We start from the raw sequence: 24,191 nt of genomic DNA, 5'->3' as shown, positions 1-24,191 counted from the left end.
AAACAGGAGGGTTAGTCCAATGAGATACGGAATAGCAGTTTTTCCATCGAAAAAAGTACAGGATGTGGCGAATTCATACCGCAAGCGTTACGATCCCCATTATGCGTTGATTCCCCCGCATATTACGATGAAAGAAGCGTTTGAAGCAGAGGAAGATGAAATTGAAAACAAAATCATTCCTGAGTTGAGCGAAATCGCTAAAAATACAGACCCTTTTTCTTATGGCGTTTATAAGGTTAGCTCTTTCTCTCCCGTTACTAATACGATTTACTTGAAAATCGAACCGTCTGATGAAATCTTCGAATTAAATGACAAGCTGCATGCTGGAGAACTCCCCGAGGAAAAAGATTTTTCTTTTGTTCCTCATATCACGATTGCCCAAAAGCTCTCGGATGAAGAATTCTCTGATGTATATGGCAGCCTGCGTATGTTGAAATTCGACTTAAATGACAAAGTCGATCGTTTTCAATTGCTTTACCAGCTTGAAAATGGGGCTTGGAGTGTTTATGAAACATTCCGCCTTGGCAAAGGGTGATGTTCTGTGGACATCGTAAAGGTTAAAAATAATCAGCAAAAAGACGACGCGTTCTACGTAAGACGCGTCGTCTTTGTAGAGGAACAGCAAGTTCCCTTGGAAATAGAATTGGATGAATACGATGATACCTCCATCCATTTTGTTGGATATGAGGACGAGCATCCAGTCGCTGCTTCCCGCCTACGCTTTGTTCAAGGGTATGGGAAGCTTGAACGGATTTGTGTTGTTAAGGAATCCCGTGGTCGTTCACACGGTAAAAAAATCATCGATTCCATGGAACAAGTCATCCGTGACTACGCCTTTGATAAAGCCAAATTGAATGCCCAAACCCATGCGGAGGCCTTCTATGAATCTCTTGGGTATGTAACGATTTCAGATCCGTTCATGGATGCCGGCATTCCACATGTTACAATGGTAAAAAAATTATAATGCGATAGACAAAAAGAAACTCCGGGCTCCCGGAGTTTCTTCGTTTATCTTGCCGTCCTTTTGTCTAGAATGAAACGTATAGGCTACAGGTAAGGATCGTGAAACGCAATGGAGTACTTACAAATTACTGTGGAAACACTTTTTGGATTTGTTGCACTTTTTGTTATGACGAAAGTGCTTGGAAAATCCCAGATCACTCAAATTACCGCTTTCGATTTCATCGCTGCTCTCGTCCTTGGTGAGTTAGTCGGTAATGCACTCTATGATGAAGATGTGGGAATTCTTGATATCGGCTTTGCCATTATGTTGTGGAGTATCCTCATTTATACGACTGAAATGATTACACAAAAGTTTAAAGGTACAAGGAAAATGTTGGAAGGCAGTCCTTCTCTCGTCATTTATAAAGGGAAAATTGATCGCGAACAGCTTAAGAAAAACAAGTTAGATCTTAATCAACTTCAGCATTTATTACGTTCGAAAGATGTTTTTTCAATTCAGGAAGTTCAATACGCCGTCCTAGAAACAGACGGAACCATTTCTGTCCTCAAATCTTCCCAATACCAAAATGTTACACGTGAGGATATGAAGTTATCCCCCCATCATGTCCCTCTCCCACGAACCATCATCAGTGATGGCGAGGTTATTTGGGATAATCTCAGGGAAGCAGGTTTTGATGAGAAGTGGCTGAATGACCAGTTGAAAGCTCAACACTTCAATAATCCTTCGGAAGTCATGTACGCTGAGCACAAGGAAGGCGATCCGGGGTTATTTGTTATTGGTCTGTAACATAAAAACTCCATGTGTTGTTCATGATGCGGTCCTCCACGAGGCCCGCTTTTTTTAATCCAATCAAATAAGCGGTCACCGCTGTTCTAAATAAAAGCCATTGGGATAAACCTAGGGCCTCCACTTTATAATGTTCACACATGGCTGACACGATGACTTCATGCGCCACCGGTCCCTCTTCCGTAAGGTATTGATGCAGCCATGCGGACAGCTGCTCATGATAATCCATATTGTTTTGAATGGTCAAAGAAGGAGATGTCTCAAATTTCCCATGACCAGGAACGGACCCTTTGCAAGAAATTTGAGAGAGATGACCCAAACTATCTAATGCTAAACTGACATCTGTCATAAAAGGAATCTTGTGTTTCCTTAGTGTCTCCATACTAAAATAACTGTCAGCAGCATAAAGGATATCCTTGATTTTCAAGGCCAACTGATGATAACTGTGACCAGGAAGATGATACGCTTCTGCTTGTATAGAGCCAAAATGGACCTCCCCTTCTTCCACGATTTCATCAATCCGTAAAGCAGGCCCCTCTAAAAATTTATTATGCAACTCCGGCAGAGGTTCATTGCCCCCGAATAAATAAAGAGGTTCCAGACCAGGATTCCTTAATATGGCTTCTTCAAACTTTGGTGCGACAGTATGTAGATCATAGTTCTTCTGAACAAAACCAGCCCCTCCGTAATGATCAGCGTGGGCATGGGTAATAAAAAGGTGCGTCAAAGGGAGCTCCCGTTTCTCAAGCTCTTTGAGCACCTTTTTCACGGATGAAGCATCAATTCCTGCATCGATGAGCACCCCATCCTCCCCTTGATGAACGTATCCGATATTGACGGAACTATGAAAGTAATAACAACATTCACTTAGCTGTCGAAAAGACATATCCACGACTCCTTTAGCTTTTTCATACAGTTTCGCTAAAGTGACGCCCTTTTCCTGTCATGTTAGAAAGAATCTTCTCTGTACCAATCTGTGATACAGGATGGAGGTTATTCAGCGCATGGGCACTCCTAGGTATATGGATGGATCTAACACGTTGGTCTTCCACACGTTCCTGATCAGAAGAGTGATTGTGCTTCATTTTATTATCAAGCGTAGCTTTGAACACTTTTTCAAGGGCAAAAGGTGATCGATCCTTCTGAGTAATCCGGGTTTGATAATCCTGATACTGATAATGATTTACAGGCAGAATATATCCCATAGTGACTCCTCCTTCTCTGATCTATACCCTTTTTTCCTATTCAAAGAAACGTTCCATCTTTCCCATCTGTTTGGTCAAAAACTTTTCCATATCCGTCATCCGTTTTGAGAAACGACGGTCCCACGCCTGAAAATCTTTTTCCCACTCGTTGAATTTCTTTTCAGGCTGTTTAATGATTCCATTCATTTTCGACGTTTCTACCTCAATTTCCTTTAATACGTCAAATAAAGATTTTTCCTTCTTATCTGTCATCTTCGATCGACCCACGTGTAAATGATGGACTGCAGCCCGGCAAGAGCGAGCAATAACACCAACCACTCCCCATATGGAACGATGATATAAAAGAAAAGCATGATTAAAGCAGACCATACACCGACACACCACTGACAACTTAACCCTTCACCGATAAAACCCTTCGGCTCCACCCATTCCTCTTCAATCCCGTTTTCGTTTTGAATCACCTTCACATCTATAAAAGGTCTCCGCAACCATTCCATGATGTAATCTCTAACAATGAGACGCGTCAATCGGAAGGTGGCAAGCGCCAGCAAGATTATTTCCATCACACTTAGCATCATTCAACCTATCTCCCATGAAGAAAAAGCCACTACGTACCTTGTAGTGGCTCACTCTTTATTTTCTTAAAACCAACGAAATTCTCCGCGGCGATCGGAAGATTCATCATGATGGCGGCTTCTTGAACTGCTTTCATCTCTTGACTCATCTTCTCTACGCCTTCTCGGTCCGCCGAAAAATGGATCGACTCGGTCATCTCGGTCATGGCGATCATAACGCTGGGGCTCGATAATGACGTTATCCGCTTTGATGACAAGGTCCTTCACGTGGATGACCCTTTTTTTATCAGACATTCCATTCACTCCTTATTCGAATTCACTTCTAATCTATGGTGTTTGCCCCAGTTGGGTATAGTCTCCTGCCCAGTATGGACAAAAAAAGTATGGTTTGAGAGAAAAGAGACAAATGCCCACACCGACAAGAACACAATTCATATTCTAGTAAAGACAATACGTCAATACGTATGGAAAGGGGAAATTAGAAAATGAGCTGTGGAAAAAGATTCGATTCAGGTTCATGTGTGATTGATATTCTAAAAGATATCGTCGATGCTCAAAATGATGTTCTGCACGATTGCACAACAAGCTGTGAGCGTTCAATCGCAGACCTTTTAGGTGATACTGGTGGAGGTTCCGGCTTCGACACTGTACCAGTCATCCTTTACTGTAAAGATGGATGCACACCTTTTAAAGGTTTCGGTTCAAAACGAAGCGGCGAAGATTGCAGAGTGAAAGGAAGCTTCTTCTTCAGAGTTAAATCTGTAGACGACGATGGTTGTGCTATCCTTGAACTTCTTTTTGCTGAACGCCGTCATGACGGTGACGACGAGGATGAGGTTGAAGGCTCACATCATCACAGAAGATTCGATCCAAAATCACCGGCTGATCAAAGCTGCAGAAACCTTCGCGCTTCAGGAATTTGCATCACAGTAGATTTGAACTGCTTCTGCCACGTCACATGTCTTCCTGCAGCAGCAACTCTATAAGGTTTATAAAAACCGCGCACAGATGCGCGGTTTTTTCATCACTATCCTAAAACCCTAGGAGTCGAATATCCTTAATGGATTCAAAAGCTACTTCCCTCTGAAATGGGCGCTGAAAAACTTTCATATGGACAATACCATCTACATAATCCGTAATGTACCCCCTGTAGTTTTCTTCTTCTGTCGATACTTCACACTTCATTTTTGGAACGTGCGGGGAGAGATTGAAGAAATATAGAACTTTTTCCTCGAGCGTCATGTCATGAAATCGTTGTCTTCGATCTCGAGGCGCATCCTTTTCTACCTGATCTTCTGAATTTATAGCAGAAGCATCTTCGGTACCCTCTTCTCCTTCCACCTCATCAGGTGTATTCAACTTGGCTAGCTCTTGACGGTGTGGGGAGTTTTGTCTTCGCATCCGTATTTCACGCTCATTCGATGGAGCTTCGGTCGGTGGCTTTTCTGTCTTCTCTTCTGGTGTAGAAGTACGCTGACTTCGAAAGCTTGTTTGCATGGGAACTTCTGCTGGTTTCAAACCTTTAGGTTGGACAATATAAAGCATCGGCTGCTTAGCAAGTCGCTTTTCATCTGCCATCAAGATCTCTCCTTTTCCATTCGGTCATCATTGTATATATATGTATGAGTCACAAACCATGTTCACTTTTGTCCTCATTTGACAAAACCTCTCATGATTTTACACAAATTTTACAGAACCTGGCGATTCATTTATTTTACGATTGTTATGATAAAGATAGACCATTGATTAGGAGTGTTTTCATGAGCCTTGCTCAACAACGAGAGCGCAAGTCATCTGAGGATGTACTAGCTTCATATATGAATGAGGACAAACTTTTTATCCATTACCAACCGATTATCGACATTCATAAAGAAAGCGTCATCGGTTTTGAAGCACTGACAAGATTTCCTCCAAGTGCGTATTTTGAAAACCCTGTTGAACTTTTCGAGTTTGCCGATCAGACGAACCGTTTATTTCAACTGGAAAAGCATACACGTGAACTTGCTATTGATTCGATCGCTGACCATTTACAAGAAAAACAGCAGTTGTGGGTGAATTTGACGCCTAATGTTATTCATGACCATTCATTCACTCCAGGCTTCACTCATACCGTTTTAAAAAACACAAGGTTGAACCCGGACCAGATTGTCTTTGAAATCACTGAGCACTCTGCCATTTCTGATTTTCAAAGCTTCCGAAAACTTCTGGAACATTACAGGTCGCAAGGATTTAAAGTAGCGATTGATGACGTCGGTGCAGGTTATTCCTCGCTGCAGATGATTTCTGAATTAAAACCCGACTATATGAAAATAGATCGATCCTTGATTACTGATATCCATCAATTCCGTGAAAAACAATACATGGTAGAAGCGTTACAACATATCGGAAAGAAGTTAGGGGCAGGGATTATAGCCGAAGGGGTAGAAACTGAAGGTGAGTGCCTTCAGTTGACTCAGATGGGGATCTCTCTCATGCAGGGATATTACTTTGCAAAACCAGGCTATCCCCCACCACCGCTACCAACATCCATTTCCAAACAACTAAAGCAGCAAAGAAGCAGTAAAATGTTCCCGTTAAAAATTGGGGAGCAGACCACATTTTCTGAACTGATAACATGGATCGCAGGTTATCAAGGCAGCTATGATGATCATTACGCACTGTTATGTGGCCCTAACGGAAAAGCCGTACTACCATTAACAGAAGTGGTAAGGTTTGCTGCATCCTATAGTACAAAAAAAGAAGAATCCGTTTGGACATATCTACAATTCTGGATGAAATGACAAACCCCGCTACTACACATGTAGTAACGGGGTTTTGATTAAATTAATAGGCTACGATGCTGAATCCAGAGTCCACGTGAATGACTTCCCCAGTCACTCCGCGTGATAAATCACTCATTAGATAATAACCCGTGTCGCCGACTTCTTCTTGAGTAACAGGACGGCCCAGTGGCGCACGTTCTTCAATTACTTTAAGAATTTGATTGAAATCACCAACACCTTTAGCAGAAAGTGTACGGATCGGGCCAGCAGAGATGGCATTAACCCGAATGTTATGTTTACCAAGGTCATTCGCTAAGTATTTGACGCTTGCGTCCAGGCTCGCTTTCGCTACACCCATGACGTTATAATTTTTCACGACTTGCTCTCCACCAAGATAAGTAAGTGTTACAATACTTCCTCCATCTGTCATCAACGGTTGAGCTGCACGAGCGACAGCTGTCAGAGAATAAGAGCTGATGTTGTGTGCGGTAAGAAAACCATCGCGACTTGTGTTTAGGAACTCATCTTTCAATTCTTCCCGATTGGCGAAAGCGATACAGTGCGCAAGTCCATGGATCGTTCCTACGTCTTTGCTGATTTGTTCAAATGTCTGGATAATCGCTTCATCATCCGTCACGTCACATTCATATACGAGTGACTCCTCGCCACCTTCTAAAGTATCGGCAAGGTCCTGAACCGACTTTTTGAAGCGCTCAGATGCAACGGTAAAAATCAAGCGCGCTCCAGCGGAATGTAGCGAGCGGGCAATTCCCCAGGCAATGCTTCGTTTGTTCGCCACTCCCATGACGACATACGTACGTCCTTCTAATGAAAAGTTCATATTAAGTACCCTCCTTGAGGTAGTAGGATCTGAATTAGTATTTGTTATTAGTACCTGCTCCTATTTTAAACCATACGCTTTTGAAAAACAAACTTCCCTTTATCCTTTCCCTATTTCCACTCACATAAGCCCCTTCTCTATCCAAAATCAGGATATCGAACGATGTTATTCAATATAATGGCAGGATTGTGCAAGACTTGATTTCGAAACTTTTGTTGAGTGGGTAGGGGCGGAAGATTCTCGAAATCACTTCTGGAACAATCACCTTGAATGACTGAGGAGACTGAGGGAAGTGGATCATATAACCTCTCCACAAGCAGGCACTCAGTATTTATAAGCTTGATACAGAGCGCTTTATGCCTGCCTTTGGAGGTGAAATTGGAGACACTTCCTCTAGGTATAGGGGTTCGTTTCTCTTTACTATGAAAGGGGTGGTTGGGAAGCTGCGAGACTCCCGTGGGAGAAAGGAGATCGGCGAGATCCCTTAGTGCGGCAGACCGCCCGAGAAAGCTCGCCACTCCCCCACAGGAAAGTGTTCAAATGCGGAATCGCCCTGGTAGACACGACTGGCATAAGCAGAACAGCAACGGAATGTGCCCTTTCATTCCTTTGCTGTTCTGCTTATGACGCGAGTGTCTGGGCGATGGAGCTAGACGAGTTGCTTCCCAGCCACCCCTAACGCTCAACCAGGCAACGAACCCCGGGAACATCTCGAAACTGAGTCTTCCACAATCGGGAGCGTTTGTGGAAGAACAGGAATATAAAAAACCGCTCCTTCTCGTGATGAGAAGGAGCGGTTGAGGGTTAACACCATTCACAATATTCTAGTTCCATTTTCAGTTCATCTACATACTCATGAGAACCGGTTACGATCAGGCGGTCACCCATTTTCAACTCTGTATCCCCGTGAGGAACGATGGAATCTTTTCCACGGAAGATACGAACCATGATGACATCTCCAGTGAAAGGAAATTCACGGAGGTGGATGCCATTATAGACGGAGTTGTTCATGTTGATTTGATAGAGCGCGCTATCTTGTTTCGTTAAGATATCTACAACATTTGGTGCTTCAATCATAGCTTTAAGAAGCGCTTTTGAAGACAAGAACACGGAAAATACATTAATATTGAGATCTTTCATTTCCTGCGATAAGTCCGGGGACTCTACTCGGACAATGACACGTTCTACCCCTTGTTCTTTCGCATAACGGGCAATCTCTGCATTTCGTTCTTCGTCACCGGTAGAAGCAACAATCAAGTCGACTTCAAAGACTCCAAGGTCCCGCATCTTTTCAACATCATAGCCATCCAGCTCTTTAATATCAAAGCAATTACGACTGATGCGTTCATCAATTTTATCCATTTTTGTATGGTAGAGGTGGGTTTCATATGCATGAATGTCCAACTCTCGCACAACAGGTAAGGTCATTCGATTGGAACCGATGAAAGATACGACCGTCTTATGGTCTTCGTCTTCAAATCGTCCATAAATCTTTTTAAACGTGATTGGTGCCACTAAACATGTCAGGACGGCCACTAAGATAAGGGCCCCTTCCATTTGATCATCAATCATCCCTTCCCGCTTACCAATGGCGGCTGCCGCGATGACAAGAGAGAGGGTGGAAGTCAGAATGAAACCTGACCCAAAAACTGTTTTCTTATCATACCACTTACTCAAAATTAAGGCTGGTACAATCTTCGAGACGAGTAAAGCGATAAATAACAGTGGAATCAAGATGAGCACACGTGAGTCTGTAAATAGACTCCAAATGTCAATTTCCACCCCAACCATGACGAAGAAGATGGGAATTAAAAATCCATATCCAAAACTGTCCAGTCGCTTCACCATCTCCGGGTTTGGAGACAATAAAGATACGAGTGTACCTGCTAAGAAGGCACCAAGAATATTCTCCGCTCCAACTGTTTCAGACAAGGCGACGAGCAGGAGGATAAGCGTGAAAACAGCACGGGTATCGATCTGGATTGTCCCCTTGGCCATTGTCTCAACGAATGATTGATGACGGAACTTTTTGCCGATGTAATAAAAAAGGACACCCGCTACAAATAGAAGAAGCAGGAACCATGTGTTTCCACCGCTCTCTCCATAAATGGATACGAAAACAGCGAGCAAGATCATGGTTACGAGGTCAGCTATGACGGCAATAAGCAAAATCGTCTGACCAATCGTTGTCTTCATCATTTGTGCGTCCTTCAACGTCGGTACAACCACACCAAGTGAAATGGTGGAAATGATCAGCGTCATCAAGAAGGCATTGTCGATGAAACCTGCCAATACGAATAGATAAGAAAGAGCCAGGGATATAACGAAGATACCGATGAACACGGTCGTCGCCACCCAAACCGGGTTTGGAGCACCGGTCCCCTGGTTTTCCGGCTTAGCTTTCTTCTTTCGACTTGCAAAGATAGAGAAATCAATTTCTAAACCACTGAGGAACATCAAGAAAATGAATCCTAATGTAGACAGGATCTCTAACCAGCTTCCTTGCTCTACAATATCAAATCCACTTTGACCGATGATTAATCCTACGATGATTTCTGCTACTACAACCGGGATAATATTCAATTTAAAACGGTGTAGTAAGATGGGAGTAATGAATGCTGCAATAATTACAATAACTAGAGAAGTTACTGAAGCACCATGTTCCATACTCGCCCTCCTTCCTTAAATCAATAAATTCATGAACGCTGTCGCGAGCCCAAAGTAAATTAAAATGGAGATCAAGTCATTCACTGTTGTAATGAACGGACCTGAAGCAACAGCAGGGTCGATCTTTAAACGATGCATAAGAAGGGGAACGAGAGAGCCAGCCAATGTTGCTACAACCAAGGTCATAAAGATGGACAATCCGACTAATATGCCTAAAAAGAAGTTTTCATGCCATATATATACAATGAGAGTGATCAATACACCGCAAGATAGTCCTGTAATGATACCCGTTCCTGCTTCTCTCATCATCATTTTCCATTTTCCTTGCTTATCGATCTCCCCGGTAGCGATACCGCGGACAGCAACGGCTAGTGCCTGCGTTCCTGTATTTCCCGCCATTCCTGCAATCAAAGGAATAAAAATAGCGAGAATAGCTACTTGATCCAAGGTGTCCTCAAAACGCCCGATAAGACTTGCAGTCAGACTCCCTAAAAAGAGAAGAATGACAAGCCAAGGCAATCGCTTTTTAGCTGATGCAAAAGCATTATCATCAGGGCTGTCGACATCAGACACAGCAGCAAGTTTAGAATAATCATCACTTGCTTCTTCTTCCATGACGTCCATAATGTCATCGACGGTGATGATTCCAAGGAGATGTTCCTGGAAATCAACAACCGGCAAGGCAAGAAAGTCATAGTCACGCACCATGCGTGCCACTTCTTCCTGATCTTCTCCGACTGAGACCGATACCACTCGTTCATTCATTACGTCGGAAATCAACCATTCTTCTTCTGAAATAATCAAATCCCTCAACGAAATAACACCGACGAGCCGTTTATCTTCATTAATGACATACGTGTAATAAATCGTCTCAGCGTCCGGGGCTTCTGTTCTCAGATGAACCATCGCTTCCTTGATCGTCATACCGGCCTTAACGACAACAAATTCTGTCGTCATAATGGAACCGGCAGTTTTCTCTTCATAATGAAGCAGGTCTTTAATTTCGTCAGCTGCATCATCATCCATGATCGTCAAGAAACTCGCCACTTTATCTTTATCTAATTCGTTTAAAATATCAACGGCATCATCCGTCGACATTTCAGCGAAGACTTGCGCAGCGAAAGCCGGGGTCATTTCAGTAAAGAAGGGTTCAATCTCATCATAATCGATGTGTTCCATGAAATCTGCAACCTCTTCTGGTGAGAGGTAAGTATAGATTCGCATCCGAATATCTTCGTCCAAACCTTCAAATATCCTGGCCTGGTCATAAGGGTGCAATTCAAGAAATTCCGCTCGGAACTGGTCGATATGATCGTTGAACAAGGCATCTTTAATATTCGTCCAAACTTCTTGGCGCTCCTGGTCATCTAAGTGTTCCATAAGCAACCCTCCCCAGTGTCTATTTCGTTTTTGACCGTTTAATCTTAATGGCGAAATACGTGTTTGTCAACGAAAGTCCCTCAATTTCTAACAGCCAAATTCATCACATAAATGTAGTTTAACAGAAGAAATCAACCTTAGGGAATATGCTCTCCTTATGTTTAGTATTTCGAAGGCTTGGGAAAAATATCTTCCATATATAGGAGAGCCTCAAATTCCTTCAAATTAAGCCCATCATTGCAAGACAAAAAGGAGAATGACCATGAACTATGACATAATCGGAGACGTCCACGGCTGCTTCGATGAATTAAAACTTTTATTTGATGAACTCGGTTATGAATGGAGGGATGGCCTCCCTCAACACCCAGATGGACGCACCCCTGTATTCGTCGGAGATATTACAGACCGAGGCCCCTCTTCCATTGAATGCATCACTTTCGTTTATCGTTTAGTTACGGAAAAAGGGGCTCATTATGTCCCGGGAAATCATTGCAATAAATTGTATCGCTTTTTCTTAGGCAATCCCGTCCAAGAAAAACATGGATTGGAGACAACCGCTGCGGAATTTCGTGCCCTGTCTAAAGAAGAACAGAAGCATGTGAAACAGCAATTCAAACACTTGTATGAGGAAGCACCACTACACAAGATATTGAAGGATGTCAATGCAGTAGTTGCTCACGCTGGGATCCGCGAAGAAGATATCGGACATAAAAGCAAAAGTATCGAAACCTTCGTTCTCTACGGGGACATTACGGGCGAAAAGCTTCCGGACGGTCGTCCTGTCAGACGCGACTGGGCACAGCATTACACGGGGGAGCGATGGATTGTCTATGGACATACGCCCGTTCGTGAACCCCGTTTCGTAAACAAAACGGTGAATATAGATACGGGATGTGTATTTGGAGGGAAGCTTACCGCTTTTCGCCTGCCAGAAAAAGAAATCGTCAGTGTACCATCAAGCATGCCTTTTGTAGAAGAAAAATTTAGATATTAAAAAGCAGGAGCACTCTAGCTCCTGCTTTTTTTCAGTCGGTTTTTCAAAACACAAGGTTCTGCTTATTCAAGCAAATTCCTTCCAGGCCTTTGGCGGTTCTGATGTGAAGGTCATTTTTTTCTTCGTCCATGGATGGATGAAGAAAAGCCGCTCACAATGCAAGGCCTGTCCATTCAGTCCTTCTATATTGCTTCCGCCATATAACGTGTCTCCGGCTAAAGGGTACCCCATGTGAGCCATATGGACACGAATTTGGTGCGTTCGCCCGGTGAGTAATTTAAAGCGGACTCGAGAGAAATTTTCTTCCGTGTTTATCAGAAAGAACTGGGTTTTTGAAGGCTTTCCTTCCGGAGATACTACCCTTCGAATGATGGAGTCTTCGGCACGGCCGATTGGCTCCTGAATGAGACCTTCCTTCTCGTCAAACTCTCCTTCGACAATGGCTACATACTGCCGGGAAATCAAGTCCACGTTTTTGGTAAGGAGACTATGGCTGTAGGCGTGCTTAGCAACGAGCATTAATCCAGAAGTATCTCTGTCCAGCCTTGTGACAATATGGGCCGTACAAGGGTATCCTCTTCTTTCATATTCGAACAGCAAATGGCTTGCGATCGAAGGCTCTTTTTGATCAAACGGAGGAACCACTGGAATGCCTGCCGGTTTATCAAGAACGATGACGTCATCATCCTCGAACACAATAGATAGAGCCCCCTGCTGAGGGAGAATCGCACCTCTTTCTTCTTTAGGAAAAATGATGGTGACCTCATCGTCCTTGTCCAAAGGTCGCCACATTTCCTCTTGAGAACCATTGATGAATACAGTACCGTCCATACGAACCTTCTTTAACAATTGGCGGGAAAAATCCCCCGCCTGCAATAAAAAATCACGGACGGAATGACCTACGTAAGCTTCCGTCACCCGCCACTTTTTCATTACATCAGTCTGAATAGTCATCAGCTACGAAAGAATCGTGGACGCGTTTCCAGAAAGGAAATGGGCGGAACCTTGCAAACCGCACTTTTTCCTCAGCCACGCGGCATTGGATTGATTTCACGTCTTTATACGTACGGGTAATGTGGTCGATGGTAAAAAGAAAACTACGGTCATGCTTCGGTTTGAACATGCACGTGTGGTGACTAGGCAAAATCAATGGAGAACCGATCGTACGGAACACTCGATTATTGATTGAAGCCATTTCAGCAATTTGGAAAGCTTCAAGAGATGGGTGTAAAATCGCTCCCCCCAACGCTTTATTATAGGCTGTACTTCCCGATGGTGTAGATACACAAAGTCCGTCTCCACGAAACGTCTCAAAATGGTCGCCTTTAATTTCGATATCCATAACCACTGAACCTTCTGATGTTTTGATCGTACATTCATTCAAGGCAAGGTAGCGGTCTTCTTCCCCTCCATTTTTCGGGCGTATCGTAACTTCAAGGAGCGGATACTCAACCACCTGAAACGGGGTCTTCGCAATTTCAATAATTAACTTTTCCAGTTCTTCAGGCATCCAATCCGCATAAAAACCGAGGTGGCCGGTATGTATCCCAATAAAAGCGGTTTTATCCAAGCGGTGGACATAGGTGTGGAATGCTTCCAGCAATGTACCATCCCCACCCACAGATATGGCAAGATCCGGCTCATCTTCATCATACTCCAACTTGAACTCCGTTAAGTAGTTCTTAATTTTCGAACGGATTTCGTTCGATTTTTGATCACCTTTTGAAAGGATCGAGAACTTCATCGGTCCACCCACTCCTCTATGTTTTTCTAGGATTCTTTTTTTGCTCTTCTTTTCTTCTGAATGCTCGTTGTGCTTCTTGAATTTCACTTTTTATTTTTGACATTTCTTCATCTAGCTGAAAAGCAGCTTCTCCTGCTCGCTTTAGCCGGGATTTGATCTCTGTTGGTATTTTCCCCGAATACTTATAATTTAATGAGTGTTCATTCGTTGCCCAAAAATTCATCGCAAGGGTACGAATTTGAATTTCGGCCAGCACTTTTTTCTCACCGTGAATCGTTTCTACAGGGTAACGAATAATGACATGAAAAGACCTATACCCACTATCCTTTTTCCTCGAAACATAATCTTTTTCTTCAATAATTTCAAAATCATGTCGGTTCCTAAGCATAGTCACAACAGCATAGATGTCATCAACGAATTGACAGACGACTCTTACTCCAGCAATATCTTGTAGTTCTTCTTCAATGTTTTCAGGGTTAATGGCTTTTCGTCTAGCCTTTTCAATTATGCTTGATTTCGGTTTCACACGTCCGGTTACAAATTCAATAGGAGATTGTTCCTCTTCATATTCAAATTGCCGGCGCATGCCTTTTAATTTTATTTTTAATTCTTCTACTACTTGCGCATAGGGTGCTATAAATATATCCCAATTCATCAAGCAACCACCTTTATGTATCCGGTATCCATAGTAAATATGTGCGTTTTGTTCATCATTCATTGTATCATAAAGTTAGGCTGCTGAATAAGCAGAGCGCCTGACATTATACTACGATCAGGAGGTCTTAACTATGGCACAGGAAATTGAAATCGAGTTTAAAAACTTATTAACAGAAAAAGAATATGAAAAAGTTTATCATTTTTTACCATTCAAATCAGTTGAACTCATGGAGCAAACCAATTATTATTTTGAAACAGAAGACCTAAACCTTAAGAAACAGGGAGCTGCTTTAAGAATCCGTCATAAAAATGATCAATGGACATTGACAATGAAGCAGCCACACACCGAAGGCCTGTTAGAAACCCATGATTCACTGACAGAAGAAGAAGCCAACCTTTGGATACAGAACAAAATGACAAAAAAGCCTCATGTATCCAAACAGCTGGATGGTCTTGGGGTTTCTATGGAAGACCTGCATTACCTTGGTTCCCTTACAACAAGACGAAAAGAACTTGAATATAAAGAGGCACTCATTGTCCTTGATCACAGTCTGTATTATGACAAGGAAGATTATGAGCTCGAAGTAGAAGCACGTTCCAAAGAGACCGGCAAAGATGTAATCAAAGAAATCTTGAATGCATGCAATATTCCTGAACGCGAAACAGATAATAAAATCAAACGTTTCTACGACAGAAAACGGCTGCAATCAGAATAGTTGCCGTTCTCTTACCCTCATTGCTAAAATGATGAACAGACAGGAAGGGATGTTATGCAACAACGAGAAACGTTTTTCGAGGAAATTGGGAAAGAAAAAATCGATGAGCTTGTCGAAGCTTTCTATAAACGTGTGAGTGAGCACCCGGATCTCATACCGATTTTTCCAAACGACCTTACAGAAACGATACGAAAACAAAAACAATTTCTTACCCAGTTTTTCGGTGGGCCGCCCCTTTATGTTGAGGAACACGGCCATCCGATGTTACGGGCAAGACACCTGCCTTTCAAAATCACCCCTACAAGAAGGGATGCATGGTTATCCTGCATGTCCGGGGCTATGAATGAGGTAGATATCCAAGAGCCTCATCGTACGTTTATGTTTGAGAGGCTTACAATGACAGCAAATCATATGATGAATTCACCAGAAGATGAGAAAGGAGAATCGATGTGAGTTGGAAAAGTTTAAACAGTGACAGCGAAACCACAGGAACAGCAAGCGGTTTTTTCGATCTACTGAAAAGACCCATTGAGATCTATGTTTTCATTGATCCCCTATGCCCTGAATGCTGGTCACTGGAACCCTTCCTCAAAAAGCTCACGATCGAATACGGACGTTTTTTCACTCTCCGACCGATCATCAGCGGGAAGCTTGCTTCTTTACACCAGAATAAAATAAAGAAACCCGAAAACTTGAAAGCGGCATGGGACAAGACCGGTTCACGTACAGGCATGTGTTGTGACGGGGATGTATGGCTAGAAAACCCTGTATCCTCCCCGTTGGCTACAGCTCTTGCTGTGAAAGCGGCTGAATTACAAGGGAAAAAGGCTGGCATGCGCTTCTTGAGAAAAGTCCAAGAATACGTATTCTTGGAAAAACAAAACATTTCAGATGAAGCGGTATTAATTGAGTGTGCCGAAAAATCCCGTCTTGATGTTTCTGAATTTAAAAAAGATCTTCATGGAGAAGCTGCAAGAAGAGCTTTGCAGTGTGATTTGAAATTAGCTCATGAGATGGATGTGGATTCGACACCTACCATCGTTGTCTTCAACGAATCAGAAGAAGATGCAGGCTTGAAAATTACTGGATTGTATACGTACGACGTTTATGTGAAAGTGTTGAAAGAAATGCTACAAAAAGATCCAAAGCCAGGCATAAAACCAGTTTTGGAGGATTTCTTGCACCACTATCGCTTCGTCGCCAATAAAGAGATTGCGGTCGTATATGACTGGACTGAACAAGAAGCCAAAAGAGAAATGAAAAAACTTGTACTCAAGCAGAAGGTGCGAGAAATTCCTGTTAAACACGGGGCCTTCTGGCAATATATTGAAAATTGATCAAACTCCCGTCCCCGGGAGTTTTTTCTTTGCAAGGAGTAGTCATGTTCATCCTTTTTTCTCCATAAAATGATTCATGGAGGTGTGTGGACATGAAAATTTGGGTCATCCTTCTCTTTGCGATCAGCCTTGTATTTCTGGCAGGATTTCATCTGTTTGCACTCATGAAATTATATCCTATATACATTAGTTCACCCTTATTGTTCATTGCCATTTACCTGATCGTATCCTTACCATCCCACAAGAAAACATTTCGCGGTTTCAAATAAATTACAAAGCAAGGCTCCTCCCTGACTCCCATGTCGACCGTCCATATAGAATTAAAAAATTATAATACCCCCACAGAACCGGAGGTCTCTGTGAGGGTATTTTTGTTATTTCTTCAAAAGTTGTTCCATCTCATTTAGTTTTTCTTCAAACACATCCAAAGCAGATAAGATCGGATCTTTAGAAGTCATATCGACTCCGGCCTGCTTTAGAACTTCAATTGGGTAGTCACTGCTGCCCGCTTTCAAGAAGTTTTTGTAACGTTCTACAGCAGGTTCGCCTTCTTCAAGAATTTGCCCCGCCAATGCTTGTGCTGCTGCATAGCCCGTGGAATACTGGTACACATAATATCCCATATAAAAGTGTGGGATACGTGCCCACTCAAGACCTATTTTCTCATCAATGACAATGTTATCTCCAAAGTACTTCTTGTTGAGATCATAATAGATCTCTGTCAGTTTTTCCGCAGTTAAAGCTTCGCCGTTTTGTGCTTGCATGTGGATCTCATGTTCAAATTCTGCAAACATTGTCTGACGGAACACCGTCCCACGGAATCCTTCCAAGAAGTTATTCAATAAATAAAGCTTCTCTTTTTCACTGGTCGTTTTCTTAATCATATAGTCATTCAGAAGAGCCTCATTACATGTAGAAGCTACTTCTGCCACAAAAATGGAATAATTCCCATAACGGTAAGGCTGGTTTTTGTGCGTATAATAGCTATGGAGAGAGTGTCCAAGTTCATGAGCTAACGTAAATAGATTGTTCACATTGTCTTGCCAGTTCATAAGAATATATGGATTCGTTCCATAGTGGCCGGATGAATAGGCCCCGCTTCGTTTCCCTTTATTCTCCTCTACGTCAATCCAGCGATTTTTAAAGCCTTCTTTGACGATGTTGACGTACTCTTCACCTAGCGGCTCCAGACCTTTAGTGACCAGGTCCTGAGCTTCTTCGTATGAAACCTCCATTTCAGCTTCCTTCACAAGCGGAGTGTACAAGTCATACATATGAACCTCATCTAGGTCTAGTACTTCTTTACGGAGCTCAGCATAGCGATGCAGAAGAGGCAGTCTCTCGTTTACTGCTTCCAGCAGGTTATCATAAACCGACTCTGGAATATTGTTGCTATCCAGTTTTGCCTGCCGAGCCCGGTCATACTTCCTTACAGACGCGTTGAAATTGTTCTTCTTCACATGCCCACCCAGTGTAGAGGCAAATGTATTCTTAAAAGAACCAAACGTATCATACATCGCATCAAAAGCAGACTTTCTAACATCCCTGTCATCGGACTTCAAAAAGTTGATGTAACGTCCGTGGGTTAAATCTACTTCTTCTCCCTTTTCATTTTTAATGGTTGGAAAAGTGAGATCCGCATTATTTAAAGCGCCGAACGTTTGGGAAGGATTTGCACCGATCTCAGAGAAACCTGCCAACAATTTTTCTTCTTTTTCACTCAACACATGAGCCCGTTGTCGAGTGATTTCATCAAGGGTATGTTCATAAAGTTCTAAGGGCTCATAAGATTCAATAAAACTTTTCACTTTCCCTTCAGGAAGGGCAAGAATTTCAGGAACAATAAAGCTCATAGCCGATGCAATTTTTGTGTACAAATTCTCAGCCTTTGCATTCATCTCCTGATAATGAGCATTCGTTGTATCTTGGTCATTTCTCATATGGGCATAGGTGTACAACAAGCCGATTTTATTAGAGATCTTATCTTGAAAAGAAAGAAGTTCGTACAACTGCTCTGCCGACTCCCCAAGCTTACCTTGGAATTTTTCTAATTCAGGCAGCAACTCCTTCGCTTCTTCTAATTCTTTATACCATTCTTCATCTGTTGCGAACATGGCCTCAAGGTCCCACGTTTTCTCAACAGGAATTTCTTCTCTTTTTGGTAGCTCTTTCGCAGACGACATCCAACATCCTCCTTCAAAATAATTCGTCACCCTAAAAATTTCTCGATAAAGGGGCAAATCCCTTCCTAAATCTTAATTCTTTGTAAATTTTTCAACTGTTCCAACGTTCTCCGGTCATCTTCCAGTGCATCTTCCACTCGTTTATGAAAAGGGACCTGTTTCATCTTGATATAAATATTCTTCCCTGTTTTTTCTATGATATTTAAATGAGTAAGTAACTCTATATATTGTTGACTTAAGTGGGGGACATAGCCGTTCGGAGTCGAAGGGATCTTGATAAATGGGAATTCAATGATGGAACCAACAGGAAGATGAAAAAAATGATTGAGAAACAGCCTGGTTTGCCAAATATACGGCCTCGTTCCAGCTTGGACTTGGCCAGGAACAGGCAAATAACAAATACTCGGGATCATTGAAAAATGAAACCCCTTCAAGTAAAGAAACTGACGATATTGTCGTTCCTCAGAACTTACTTGACTCTGATAAACGGTTCGATTTTTATACCATAACCTTCCCACTTCTCTTAAGAAGGCATCTTCTCCGTGATTATAAAATTGAGGTGAGAATAACTGCGGGAAACGAAGGTTGGTTATTTGTGAGGATAAAGTATTCGCAAAGATTTTGCGTCCACCTGCGGATTTCACATTGGAAACTATACAAATAGTATCTCTTAAAGCATGATAGAAAAATATGTGGTAAACATCGTTGAAGTAATAAAGAAAAGAACGAGTGAAATCACTGAGAGAATACTGGTTGGAGTTAATAGAAGGAAGATGCTTGGCACCAAGGATCCAGAGAGGGAAAATTCCTGCATCCCGGTAGGCGTGGGTTCGTTTTTTGATTTCCTCTTTGGGGACAGAAGCACACTGATACTCCATTGCTATTCTTTTTTCGTTGACCAATAAATATAAATCCGGCCGTTGTCTAATCTCTGGAAGATATCGTTCCAAATGTACATCATATCCTTGATTTCTTAACCATGTAAACAACCTCCACTTTCCTCGATCATGTTCGACACTCTCCCCTCCTCTCGACACCGTACAATCGCTTTTAGGAAAATGAGAAAAATGCGGAACGGTCCGTGTTCCAGAACGTATTTGCAATGTTTCATGACAGACAGGACAAAAGTAAGGAGTTTTCCTTGCCAGATCTATTTCTGATTTGTTCAGCTGATACAACGATTGTAATTCACCATACTTATCCAAAGCATACAACACCTGCTTCATCACCTCCTGCCCCCAATATTCGACATATACCCCCAAAAATCCTGCTTGCATATCCTCATCCTCCATAAAGCAGGACTTATTAAACAATATTTATGATAATAAAATTCCTAAAGATATGGCAGGATTGTGGAAGACTCAGTTTCGAGATGTTTCGGGGTTCGTTTGCTATGGGGGGCGTCAGGGGTGGCTGGGAAGCTACTCCTCTAGCTCCATCGCCCAGACACTCGCGTCATAAGCAGAACAGCATAGGAATGAAAGAGCACATTCCTATGCTGTTCTGCTTATGCCAGTCGTGTCTACCAGGGCGATTCCGCATTTGAACACTTTCCTGTGGGGGGGCGAGCTTCCTCGGGCGGTCTGCCGCACTAATGGAATCTCGCCGATCTCCTTTCTCCAGCGGGAGTCTCGCAGCTTCCCAACCCCCCCCCATTCGATATTGTGAGAAACGAACCCCTATACCAGGAAGGAGCATCTTCCACGATAAACTACCTTATGTAAGAAAGCGCTCTATAACAAGCGGTTATGATCTCTATCCATACGATAGAGATTTTGTGCTATTGCTCCTAATCCGAATAAAGCACCTAATTCTGGAAGTAGTTTCGAGATACTTATATGGCAGAGGGGCGGAGGGGAATGGCGAGGCTCCTACCTTAAGTGTGCAGGCGCCTTGATCAGCGGCGTATGGACTGGACTGAGCTGGCGGAGATAAAGGAAACACGAAGAACGGAGTGATTCGATGTTGACTTATCGTACAGAAGCGAGGGAAGTCTCACTAGCCGCTTGGCGCCGGAACCGGATATCTACGAGAAAAAAGTGCAGGGTGAGACCCCACAGGACGCAGTCCGAGGAGGCTCACCGCGCTCCCGCGGAAAGCGAGTCATTCCCCGCAGCCCCCATCCACTCACCAAACGTCTCGAAACTGAGTCTTCAAGAAAAGGGAGCTTTAGTTACAGTGAGATGGATTTATTTTAAGACAAAAAAAATAAGCACACATATGTGTGCTTGTCGAATTAATCCACAGGGAAATATTTTTTAACCGAATTTAATGCATCCTCGTCGAATATCGTTTTTCCGTATTCCTCCAAACGATGAATCGTAAGGGATGACTCATAGCCATATTCCATAAGTTGACTTAACACATTTTCTTGCTCATCATCACTCATATTCTCATCATTGAATTGAATATATAAATAGTAACGGTCTTCAAAATGGAATAAGCGCTGTTCCATGGATTCAGTTGGTAATACGTAATGACTCAGTTGGATCACATCTTCAAAATCATTGAACTTGAGTGTGAATGTCAGAGGTTCATCAGAATCCTCCTGATCCTCTTCATACTCATTTCTTTGATCATAGTCTTCCGAAGACTGAAATTTATCATCAAGCAGTGACTCAAGTTTTTCATCCACTGGAACATCAATTGCCTTACCATCCTCATTCGGAAGTTCAAGCTTTTGGCCATCCTGGGACACTTGTGCTTTCGTCACGATCACTTCAAGTCCTTTGTCCATTGCCTGGACCTGGATCCACAATGGACCGTCAGCCTGGAAGTTTTCCTGATCGTTCACTTCATCCATCATTTCCCAGAAAAGCTGTTCACTACGTTCGCGGTTATACCAGATTTCTTCTCTGTCAAAACCTCTTTGTTCCACATCTTGATATGTTACGTAAAATTTAACGGTATTTTCATTAATGCGTTCGATTTCCATACGTTTCTCTCCCTTCTTGTCATGTTTTAAGGGGGAAGGGAACACTCACCCTTGCGTCGCTTATAAAACCTTACCCGTTAGGCCAAAGCTTCAACCGTCATGATGTGTATAAGGGTTGATGTACTTCTATTGTATGACAGCAAAGGCTGTTTGGAAAACAAAATGCTCGATTTCAGCATATAACCATTTGTGTCATGAATAAACATGGAAATAGGCCCTCATTTGGTTGATTGACTTTATATTTTAGCTTATTCCCTTTAGATTGTCACTACATAGCAGGAGGATTTTTTAATGAACTGGGACTTGCTAGAACCATTACTTATCATTATTAGTATTGATATTATTCTTGGCGGTGATAATGCCGTAGTCATCGCACTAGCCAGCCGAAATTTGCCACCCGAGCAAAGAAACAAAGCGATTTTCCTCGGGACAGGCTTAGCCATCGCTGCCAGGGTCCTTTTGACTATGGTTGCTCTTTATCTTCTCCAAATCCCCTTCTTACAATTAATCGGAGGATTGCTTCTCTTTTATATTGCCATGAAATTGCTAACTGATACAGAAGAGACCGAGCATATCAAAGCAGGGGACAGTTTGGCAGCAGCTGTAAAAACAATTGTCTTTGCAGATATTGTCATGGGTTTTGACAATGTTCTGGCTATAGCTGGAGCTTCTCACAATAACATCATTCTCGTCATCATTGGTCTCCTCGTGTCTGTCCCAATCATTGTTTGGGGAAGTCGCATAATCCTCGTGCTCATGGACAAGTTTCCACTCCTCATTTATTTCGGAGCTGGGATCTTGACATACACAGCTGCCGAAATGGTCATGGAAGACCGCTACATCCTCCAATATATGGAGGATTACCCATTCATCCATCAGTGGTTTGCAGTGGTTATGGTTATCGCAGTCGTTACTTTAGGTTATTTTTCAAACAAAAGAAAAGGCACGGCAGTCTAATGAAAAAAACACCCATTTTCAATGAATAAGGGAATAAAAAAAGCTGAGATGGTTTAGTTCCATCACAGCTTTTTCATTTATTAATTGACTAAGCGTTGCGCTTCTTTCAGTTGGAATGTACGTACACTTCGAGGCAAGAAACGTCGAATCTCGTCTTCGTTGTAACCGACCTGCAACCGTTTGTCATCCAAGATAATTGGACGGCGTAACAAACCAGGGTTTTCCTGAATCAAGTCAAAAAGATCTTGCATTGGCAACTGATCAAAGTCCACTTTTAATTTCTGGAACACTTTTGAGCGTGTGGAGATGATTTCTTCCGTTCCATCTTCAGTCATACGGAGGATTTCCTTAATCTCATCCAATGTTAATGGTTCAGAAAAAATGTTGCGTTCCGTATAAGGGATATTGTGTTCTTCAAGCCATGCTTTAGCTTTTCGACATGATGTACAACTTGGTGAGGTATAAAGTGTTACCATACAGAAACTTCACTCCTCAATATTTTATGGTAGAGCTTTAATTGCTTTTTTTATTTGTAATCAATATAATCTAACTATGATTCTACTATAACACACCTGTCAAGTATTTTCTATAAAAACACGAACATATGTTACAGAAAGCAATTATAAATCGTTTCCATCTACTATTACCACGTTATCTAAAGGGTTAAACATCTTTTTTAAAGAAGATACGAAAACATTCTATTTTCAACTAATCGACAACCATTGAAAATACCCACCTAAAGAAGAGGCGGGTATTTGTGATCAATTTTTGGTTTTATCCAGTTCTTTTAAAATGTTTTCCGTATCCCGATCTTCATCATGAGTCAGCACTTCATCTACAGGCTGATAGGACTTTCCGTAGAATTCTTTATCCTTATACGTATGAATTTCAGTATACATTTCTTTCATTTGCTCATAGATCTTTTCTTCAGATGCATCCTCAGGAGACCAGTAAAGGATTTCCATCTGATTGAGTTCGTCTGTAATAACCGAACGTCTCGTGTAACCGATGGATTTTGCATGTTTGAATCCTTCACGCTGATAAAAGCGGAGTCTTGCTTCGGTATCCGAGTCCTCATAGTCGACAGGTTCGACTTCAAGAATAATCGGCTTCCCTTTCGCTTTCATTTTTTCGATGAGTTTATGACCAAGTCCTTGTCCACGCGAAGCAGTGGAAACGTATACATAGTCGATAAAAAGAAAAGAATCAAATTCAGCGTACATCAGGACGTGATTCTCTCCCTCATCTTTGTAATATACGTTCCCTTTTTCTTTCAATAAAGCTTCCATGTGTTCTCTCGATTTCATTTCCTCTACTGGAAAATACTCGTTCAATTTCTCATACCAATTCATTGATCTACTCCCTTATCATTAGTCACCTTTTATTATATCGAATAATCATTCCGTTGTTAAATGCTATTCTACACACTTTCTTTCACGTTTCTAAAGTCCGTTGTTTATAGAGTGCGGAAGATTACTCTAAGGTATG

The 24,191-nt window shown here is 42.3% G+C and carries 28 protein-coding genes; 11 read left to right on the top strand and 17 right to left on the bottom strand.

Annotated features, from left to right (window positions below; translation table 11 throughout):
* Positions 1-19: 19 nt before the first annotated feature.
* From ACXACN_RS01390 to ACXACN_RS01380, 3 genes are all read left to right on the top strand, one after another.
* Positions 20-535, top strand: coding sequence for a YjcG family protein (locus tag ACXACN_RS01390; RefSeq protein WP_474961710.1), 516 nt, complete (start codon positions 20-22; stop codon positions 533-535).
* 6 nt (positions 536-541) lie between these two features.
* A complete protein-coding gene (locus ACXACN_RS01385) occupies positions 542-964 on the top strand; it encodes a GNAT family N-acetyltransferase (RefSeq protein ID WP_474961708.1) in 423 nt (140 codons plus the stop codon).
* Positions 965-1,072: 108 nt separating this feature from the next.
* Entirely contained in the window at positions 1,073-1,750 is a 678-nt protein-coding gene (locus tag ACXACN_RS01380) for a DUF421 domain-containing protein (protein ID WP_474961706.1), read from the top strand.
* On the opposite strand, the gene ACXACN_RS01375 is transcribed toward ACXACN_RS01380, so the two are convergent.
* The 5 genes from ACXACN_RS01375 to ACXACN_RS01355 form a co-directional block, all read right to left on the bottom strand.
* Positions 1,737-2,636, bottom strand: coding sequence for an MBL fold metallo-hydrolase (locus ACXACN_RS01375; protein WP_474961704.1), 900 nt, complete (start codon positions 2,634-2,636; stop codon positions 1,737-1,739). The two genes, ACXACN_RS01380 and ACXACN_RS01375, sit on opposite strands and share 14 nt — an antisense overlap.
* A gap of 22 nt (positions 2,637-2,658) precedes the next feature.
* Entirely contained in the window at positions 2,659-2,955 is a 297-nt protein-coding gene (locus ACXACN_RS01370; RefSeq protein WP_474961702.1) for a hypothetical protein, read from the bottom strand.
* Between the two features lie 36 nt (positions 2,956-2,991).
* The gene (locus ACXACN_RS01365) at positions 2,992-3,207 is read right to left on the bottom strand and encodes a hypothetical protein (RefSeq protein ID WP_474961700.1); all 216 of its coding nucleotides are present in this window, start codon (positions 3,205-3,207) and stop codon (positions 2,992-2,994) included.
* Positions 3,204-3,533, bottom strand: coding sequence for a DUF1360 domain-containing protein (locus tag ACXACN_RS01360; RefSeq protein ID WP_474961698.1), 330 nt, complete (start codon positions 3,531-3,533; stop codon positions 3,204-3,206). Before ACXACN_RS01360 ends, ACXACN_RS01365 begins: the two co-directional genes overlap by 4 nt.
* Positions 3,534-3,596: 63 nt before the next feature.
* A complete protein-coding gene (locus ACXACN_RS01355) occupies positions 3,597-3,824 on the bottom strand; it encodes a hypothetical protein (RefSeq protein ID WP_474961696.1) in 228 nt (75 codons plus the stop codon).
* Between the two features lie 191 nt (positions 3,825-4,015).
* On the opposite strand from ACXACN_RS01355, the gene ACXACN_RS01350 reads away from it, so the two are divergent.
* A complete protein-coding gene (locus ACXACN_RS01350) occupies positions 4,016-4,516 on the top strand; it encodes a CotY/CotZ family spore coat protein (protein ID WP_474961694.1) in 501 nt (166 codons plus the stop codon).
* 46 nt (positions 4,517-4,562) lie between these two features.
* Here the strand turns inward: ACXACN_RS01350 and ACXACN_RS01345 are convergent, their stop codons facing one another.
* Complete coding sequence (locus ACXACN_RS01345) at positions 4,563-5,108, bottom strand: CotO family spore coat protein (RefSeq protein WP_474961692.1); 546 nt, start codon at positions 5,106-5,108, stop codon at positions 4,563-4,565.
* 182 nt (positions 5,109-5,290) lie between these two features.
* Between ACXACN_RS01345 and ACXACN_RS01340 the strand changes: the two genes are divergently transcribed.
* Positions 5,291-6,310, top strand: coding sequence for an EAL domain-containing protein (locus ACXACN_RS01340; RefSeq protein WP_474961691.1), 1,020 nt, complete (start codon positions 5,291-5,293; stop codon positions 6,308-6,310).
* Between the two features lie 43 nt (positions 6,311-6,353).
* Here ACXACN_RS01340 and fabI read toward each other — a convergent pair whose 3' ends face one another.
* The 3 genes from fabI to mgtE all read right to left on the bottom strand — a co-directional run bounded on the left by fabI (position 6,354) and on the right by mgtE (position 11,180).
* Positions 6,354-7,133: an enoyl-ACP reductase FabI gene (gene fabI, locus ACXACN_RS01335; RefSeq protein WP_474961690.1), complete on the bottom strand. Its 780-nt coding sequence runs from the start codon at positions 7,131-7,133 to the stop codon at positions 6,354-6,356.
* A gap of 804 nt (positions 7,134-7,937) precedes the next feature.
* Positions 7,938-9,800, bottom strand: coding sequence for a monovalent cation:proton antiporter family protein (locus tag ACXACN_RS01330; protein ID WP_474961688.1), 1,863 nt, complete (start codon positions 9,798-9,800; stop codon positions 7,938-7,940).
* A 15-nt stretch (positions 9,801-9,815) separates the two neighbouring features.
* Entirely contained in the window at positions 9,816-11,180 is a 1,365-nt protein-coding gene (gene mgtE, locus ACXACN_RS01325; protein WP_474961686.1) for a magnesium transporter, read from the bottom strand.
* A 262-nt stretch (positions 11,181-11,442) separates the two neighbouring features.
* Here mgtE and prpE point away from each other — a divergent pair, with 262 nt between their 5' ends.
* Complete coding sequence (gene prpE, locus ACXACN_RS01320) at positions 11,443-12,174, top strand: bis(5'-nucleosyl)-tetraphosphatase PrpE (protein ID WP_474961684.1); 732 nt, start codon at positions 11,443-11,445, stop codon at positions 12,172-12,174.
* 66 nt (positions 12,175-12,240) lie between these two features.
* Here the strand turns inward: prpE and ACXACN_RS01315 are convergent, their stop codons facing one another.
* The 3 genes from ACXACN_RS01315 to yjbM are packed head-to-tail and all read right to left on the bottom strand — an operon-like array spanning position 12,241 to position 14,573.
* A complete protein-coding gene (locus ACXACN_RS01315) occupies positions 12,241-13,107 on the bottom strand; it encodes an RluA family pseudouridine synthase (RefSeq protein ID WP_474961682.1) in 867 nt (288 codons plus the stop codon).
* Positions 13,108-13,111: 4 nt separating this feature from the next.
* Positions 13,112-13,918: an NAD kinase gene (locus tag ACXACN_RS01310; protein ID WP_474961681.1), complete on the bottom strand. Its 807-nt coding sequence runs from the start codon at positions 13,916-13,918 to the stop codon at positions 13,112-13,114.
* 16 nt (positions 13,919-13,934) lie between these two features.
* Positions 13,935-14,573: a GTP diphosphokinase gene (gene yjbM / locus ACXACN_RS01305; RefSeq protein ID WP_474961679.1), complete on the bottom strand. Its 639-nt coding sequence runs from the start codon at positions 14,571-14,573 to the stop codon at positions 13,935-13,937.
* Between the two features lie 133 nt (positions 14,574-14,706).
* Between yjbM and ACXACN_RS01300 the strand changes: the two genes are divergently transcribed.
* From ACXACN_RS01300 to ACXACN_RS01285, 4 genes are all read left to right on the top strand, one after another.
* Positions 14,707-15,291 (top strand): CYTH domain-containing protein, encoded by a 585-nt coding sequence (locus tag ACXACN_RS01300; RefSeq protein ID WP_474961677.1) that lies wholly within the window; start codon positions 14,707-14,709, stop codon positions 15,289-15,291.
* A gap of 54 nt (positions 15,292-15,345) precedes the next feature.
* Complete coding sequence (locus ACXACN_RS01295) at positions 15,346-15,744, top strand: globin domain-containing protein (RefSeq protein WP_474961676.1); 399 nt, start codon at positions 15,346-15,348, stop codon at positions 15,742-15,744.
* On the top strand, positions 15,741-16,628 hold the full coding sequence (locus ACXACN_RS01290; RefSeq protein WP_474961674.1) for a ClpXP adapter SpxH family protein: 888 nt from the start codon (positions 15,741-15,743) through the stop codon (positions 16,626-16,628). Before ACXACN_RS01295 ends, ACXACN_RS01290 begins: the two co-directional genes overlap by 4 nt.
* Positions 16,629-16,720: 92 nt before the next feature.
* Complete coding sequence (locus tag ACXACN_RS01285) at positions 16,721-16,897, top strand: hypothetical protein (RefSeq protein ID WP_474961672.1); 177 nt, start codon at positions 16,721-16,723, stop codon at positions 16,895-16,897.
* 105 nt (positions 16,898-17,002) lie between these two features.
* Here ACXACN_RS01285 and pepF read toward each other — a convergent pair whose 3' ends face one another.
* From pepF to mecA, 3 genes are all read right to left on the bottom strand, one after another.
* On the bottom strand, positions 17,003-18,811 hold the full coding sequence (pepF, locus tag ACXACN_RS01280) for an oligoendopeptidase F (protein WP_474961670.1): 1,809 nt from the start codon (positions 18,809-18,811) through the stop codon (positions 17,003-17,005).
* A 65-nt stretch (positions 18,812-18,876) separates the two neighbouring features.
* The gene (locus ACXACN_RS01275; protein WP_474961668.1) at positions 18,877-20,088 is read right to left on the bottom strand and encodes a competence protein CoiA; all 1,212 of its coding nucleotides are present in this window, start codon (positions 20,086-20,088) and stop codon (positions 18,877-18,879) included.
* Positions 20,089-21,047: 959 nt separating this feature from the next.
* The gene (mecA, locus tag ACXACN_RS01270; RefSeq protein ID WP_474961666.1) at positions 21,048-21,746 is read right to left on the bottom strand and encodes an adaptor protein MecA; all 699 of its coding nucleotides are present in this window, start codon (positions 21,744-21,746) and stop codon (positions 21,048-21,050) included.
* Positions 21,747-22,037: 291 nt separating this feature from the next.
* Here mecA and ACXACN_RS01265 point away from each other — a divergent pair, with 291 nt between their 5' ends.
* The gene (locus ACXACN_RS01265; RefSeq protein ID WP_474961664.1) at positions 22,038-22,703 is read left to right on the top strand and encodes a TerC family protein; all 666 of its coding nucleotides are present in this window, start codon (positions 22,038-22,040) and stop codon (positions 22,701-22,703) included.
* Positions 22,704-22,783: 80 nt separating this feature from the next.
* Here the strand turns inward: ACXACN_RS01265 and spxA are convergent, their stop codons facing one another.
* Positions 22,784-23,179, bottom strand: coding sequence for a transcriptional regulator SpxA (spxA, locus tag ACXACN_RS01260; RefSeq protein ID WP_035510192.1), 396 nt, complete (start codon positions 23,177-23,179; stop codon positions 22,784-22,786).
* Between the two features lie 285 nt (positions 23,180-23,464).
* Positions 23,465-24,055 carry a GNAT family N-acetyltransferase gene (locus ACXACN_RS01255; protein ID WP_474961663.1) on the bottom strand — a complete coding sequence of 197 codons (591 nt, stop codon included), beginning with the start codon at positions 24,053-24,055 and terminating at the stop codon, positions 23,465-23,467.
* Between the last annotated feature and the right edge of the window lie 136 nt (positions 24,056-24,191).

Source organism: Halobacillus sp. AWM4_238, from assembly GCF_056158265.1.
Note: the sequence above shows the minus strand (reverse complement) of the source record. Positions and strands in the feature narration are given on the sequence as shown.

Coding starts and splice junctions, on each gene's coding strand:
- ACXACN_RS01275 (WP_474961668.1), bottom strand. CDS start 20,088: ATGCAAGCAGGATTTTTGGGGGTATATGTCGAATATTGGGGGCAGGAG.
- ACXACN_RS01355 (WP_474961696.1), bottom strand. CDS start 3,824: ATGTCTGATAAAAAAAGGGTCATCCACGTGAAGGACCTTGTCATCAAA.
- ACXACN_RS01300 (WP_474961677.1), top strand. CDS start 14,707: ATGGCACAGGAAATTGAAATCGAGTTTAAAAACTTATTAACAGAAAAA.
- ACXACN_RS01365 (WP_474961700.1), bottom strand. CDS start 3,207: ATGACAGATAAGAAGGAAAAATCTTTATTTGACGTATTAAAGGAAATT.
- ACXACN_RS01345 (WP_474961692.1), bottom strand. CDS start 5,108: ATGGCAGATGAAAAGCGACTTGCTAAGCAGCCGATGCTTTATATTGTC.
- fabI (WP_474961690.1), bottom strand. CDS start 7,133: ATGAACTTTTCATTAGAAGGACGTACGTATGTCGTCATGGGAGTGGCG.
- spxA (WP_035510192.1), bottom strand. CDS start 23,179: ATGGTAACACTTTATACCTCACCAAGTTGTACATCATGTCGAAAAGCT.
- ACXACN_RS01340 (WP_474961691.1), top strand. CDS start 5,291: ATGAGCCTTGCTCAACAACGAGAGCGCAAGTCATCTGAGGATGTACTA.
- ACXACN_RS01350 (WP_474961694.1), top strand. CDS start 4,016: ATGAGCTGTGGAAAAAGATTCGATTCAGGTTCATGTGTGATTGATATT.
- ACXACN_RS01375 (WP_474961704.1), bottom strand. CDS start 2,636: ATGTCTTTTCGACAGCTAAGTGAATGTTGTTATTACTTTCATAGTTCC.
- ACXACN_RS01390 (WP_474961710.1), top strand. CDS start 20: ATGAGATACGGAATAGCAGTTTTTCCATCGAAAAAAGTACAGGATGTG.
- ACXACN_RS01315 (WP_474961682.1), bottom strand. CDS start 13,107: ATGAAAAAGTGGCGGGTGACGGAAGCTTACGTAGGTCATTCCGTCCGT.
- ACXACN_RS01295 (WP_474961676.1), top strand. CDS start 15,346: ATGCAACAACGAGAAACGTTTTTCGAGGAAATTGGGAAAGAAAAAATC.
- yjbM (WP_474961679.1), bottom strand. CDS start 14,573: ATGAATTGGGATATATTTATAGCACCCTATGCGCAAGTAGTAGAAGAA.
- prpE (WP_474961684.1), top strand. CDS start 11,443: ATGAACTATGACATAATCGGAGACGTCCACGGCTGCTTCGATGAATTA.
- ACXACN_RS01330 (WP_474961688.1), bottom strand. CDS start 9,800: ATGGAACATGGTGCTTCAGTAACTTCTCTAGTTATTGTAATTATTGCA.
- ACXACN_RS01255 (WP_474961663.1), bottom strand. CDS start 24,055: ATGAATTGGTATGAGAAATTGAACGAGTATTTTCCAGTAGAGGAAATG.
- mgtE (WP_474961686.1), bottom strand. CDS start 11,180: ATGGAACACTTAGATGACCAGGAGCGCCAAGAAGTTTGGACGAATATT.
- ACXACN_RS01310 (WP_474961681.1), bottom strand. CDS start 13,918: ATGAAGTTCTCGATCCTTTCAAAAGGTGATCAAAAATCGAACGAAATC.
- ACXACN_RS01380 (WP_474961706.1), top strand. CDS start 1,073: ATGGAGTACTTACAAATTACTGTGGAAACACTTTTTGGATTTGTTGCA.
- ACXACN_RS01285 (WP_474961672.1), top strand. CDS start 16,721: ATGAAAATTTGGGTCATCCTTCTCTTTGCGATCAGCCTTGTATTTCTG.
- ACXACN_RS01370 (WP_474961702.1), bottom strand. CDS start 2,955: ATGGGATATATTCTGCCTGTAAATCATTATCAGTATCAGGATTATCAA.
- mecA (WP_474961666.1), bottom strand. CDS start 21,746: ATGGAAATCGAACGCATTAATGAAAATACCGTTAAATTTTACGTAACA.
- pepF (WP_474961670.1), bottom strand. CDS start 18,811: ATGTCGTCTGCGAAAGAGCTACCAAAAAGAGAAGAAATTCCTGTTGAG.
- ACXACN_RS01265 (WP_474961664.1), top strand. CDS start 22,038: ATGAACTGGGACTTGCTAGAACCATTACTTATCATTATTAGTATTGAT.
- ACXACN_RS01360 (WP_474961698.1), bottom strand. CDS start 3,533: ATGATGCTAAGTGTGATGGAAATAATCTTGCTGGCGCTTGCCACCTTC.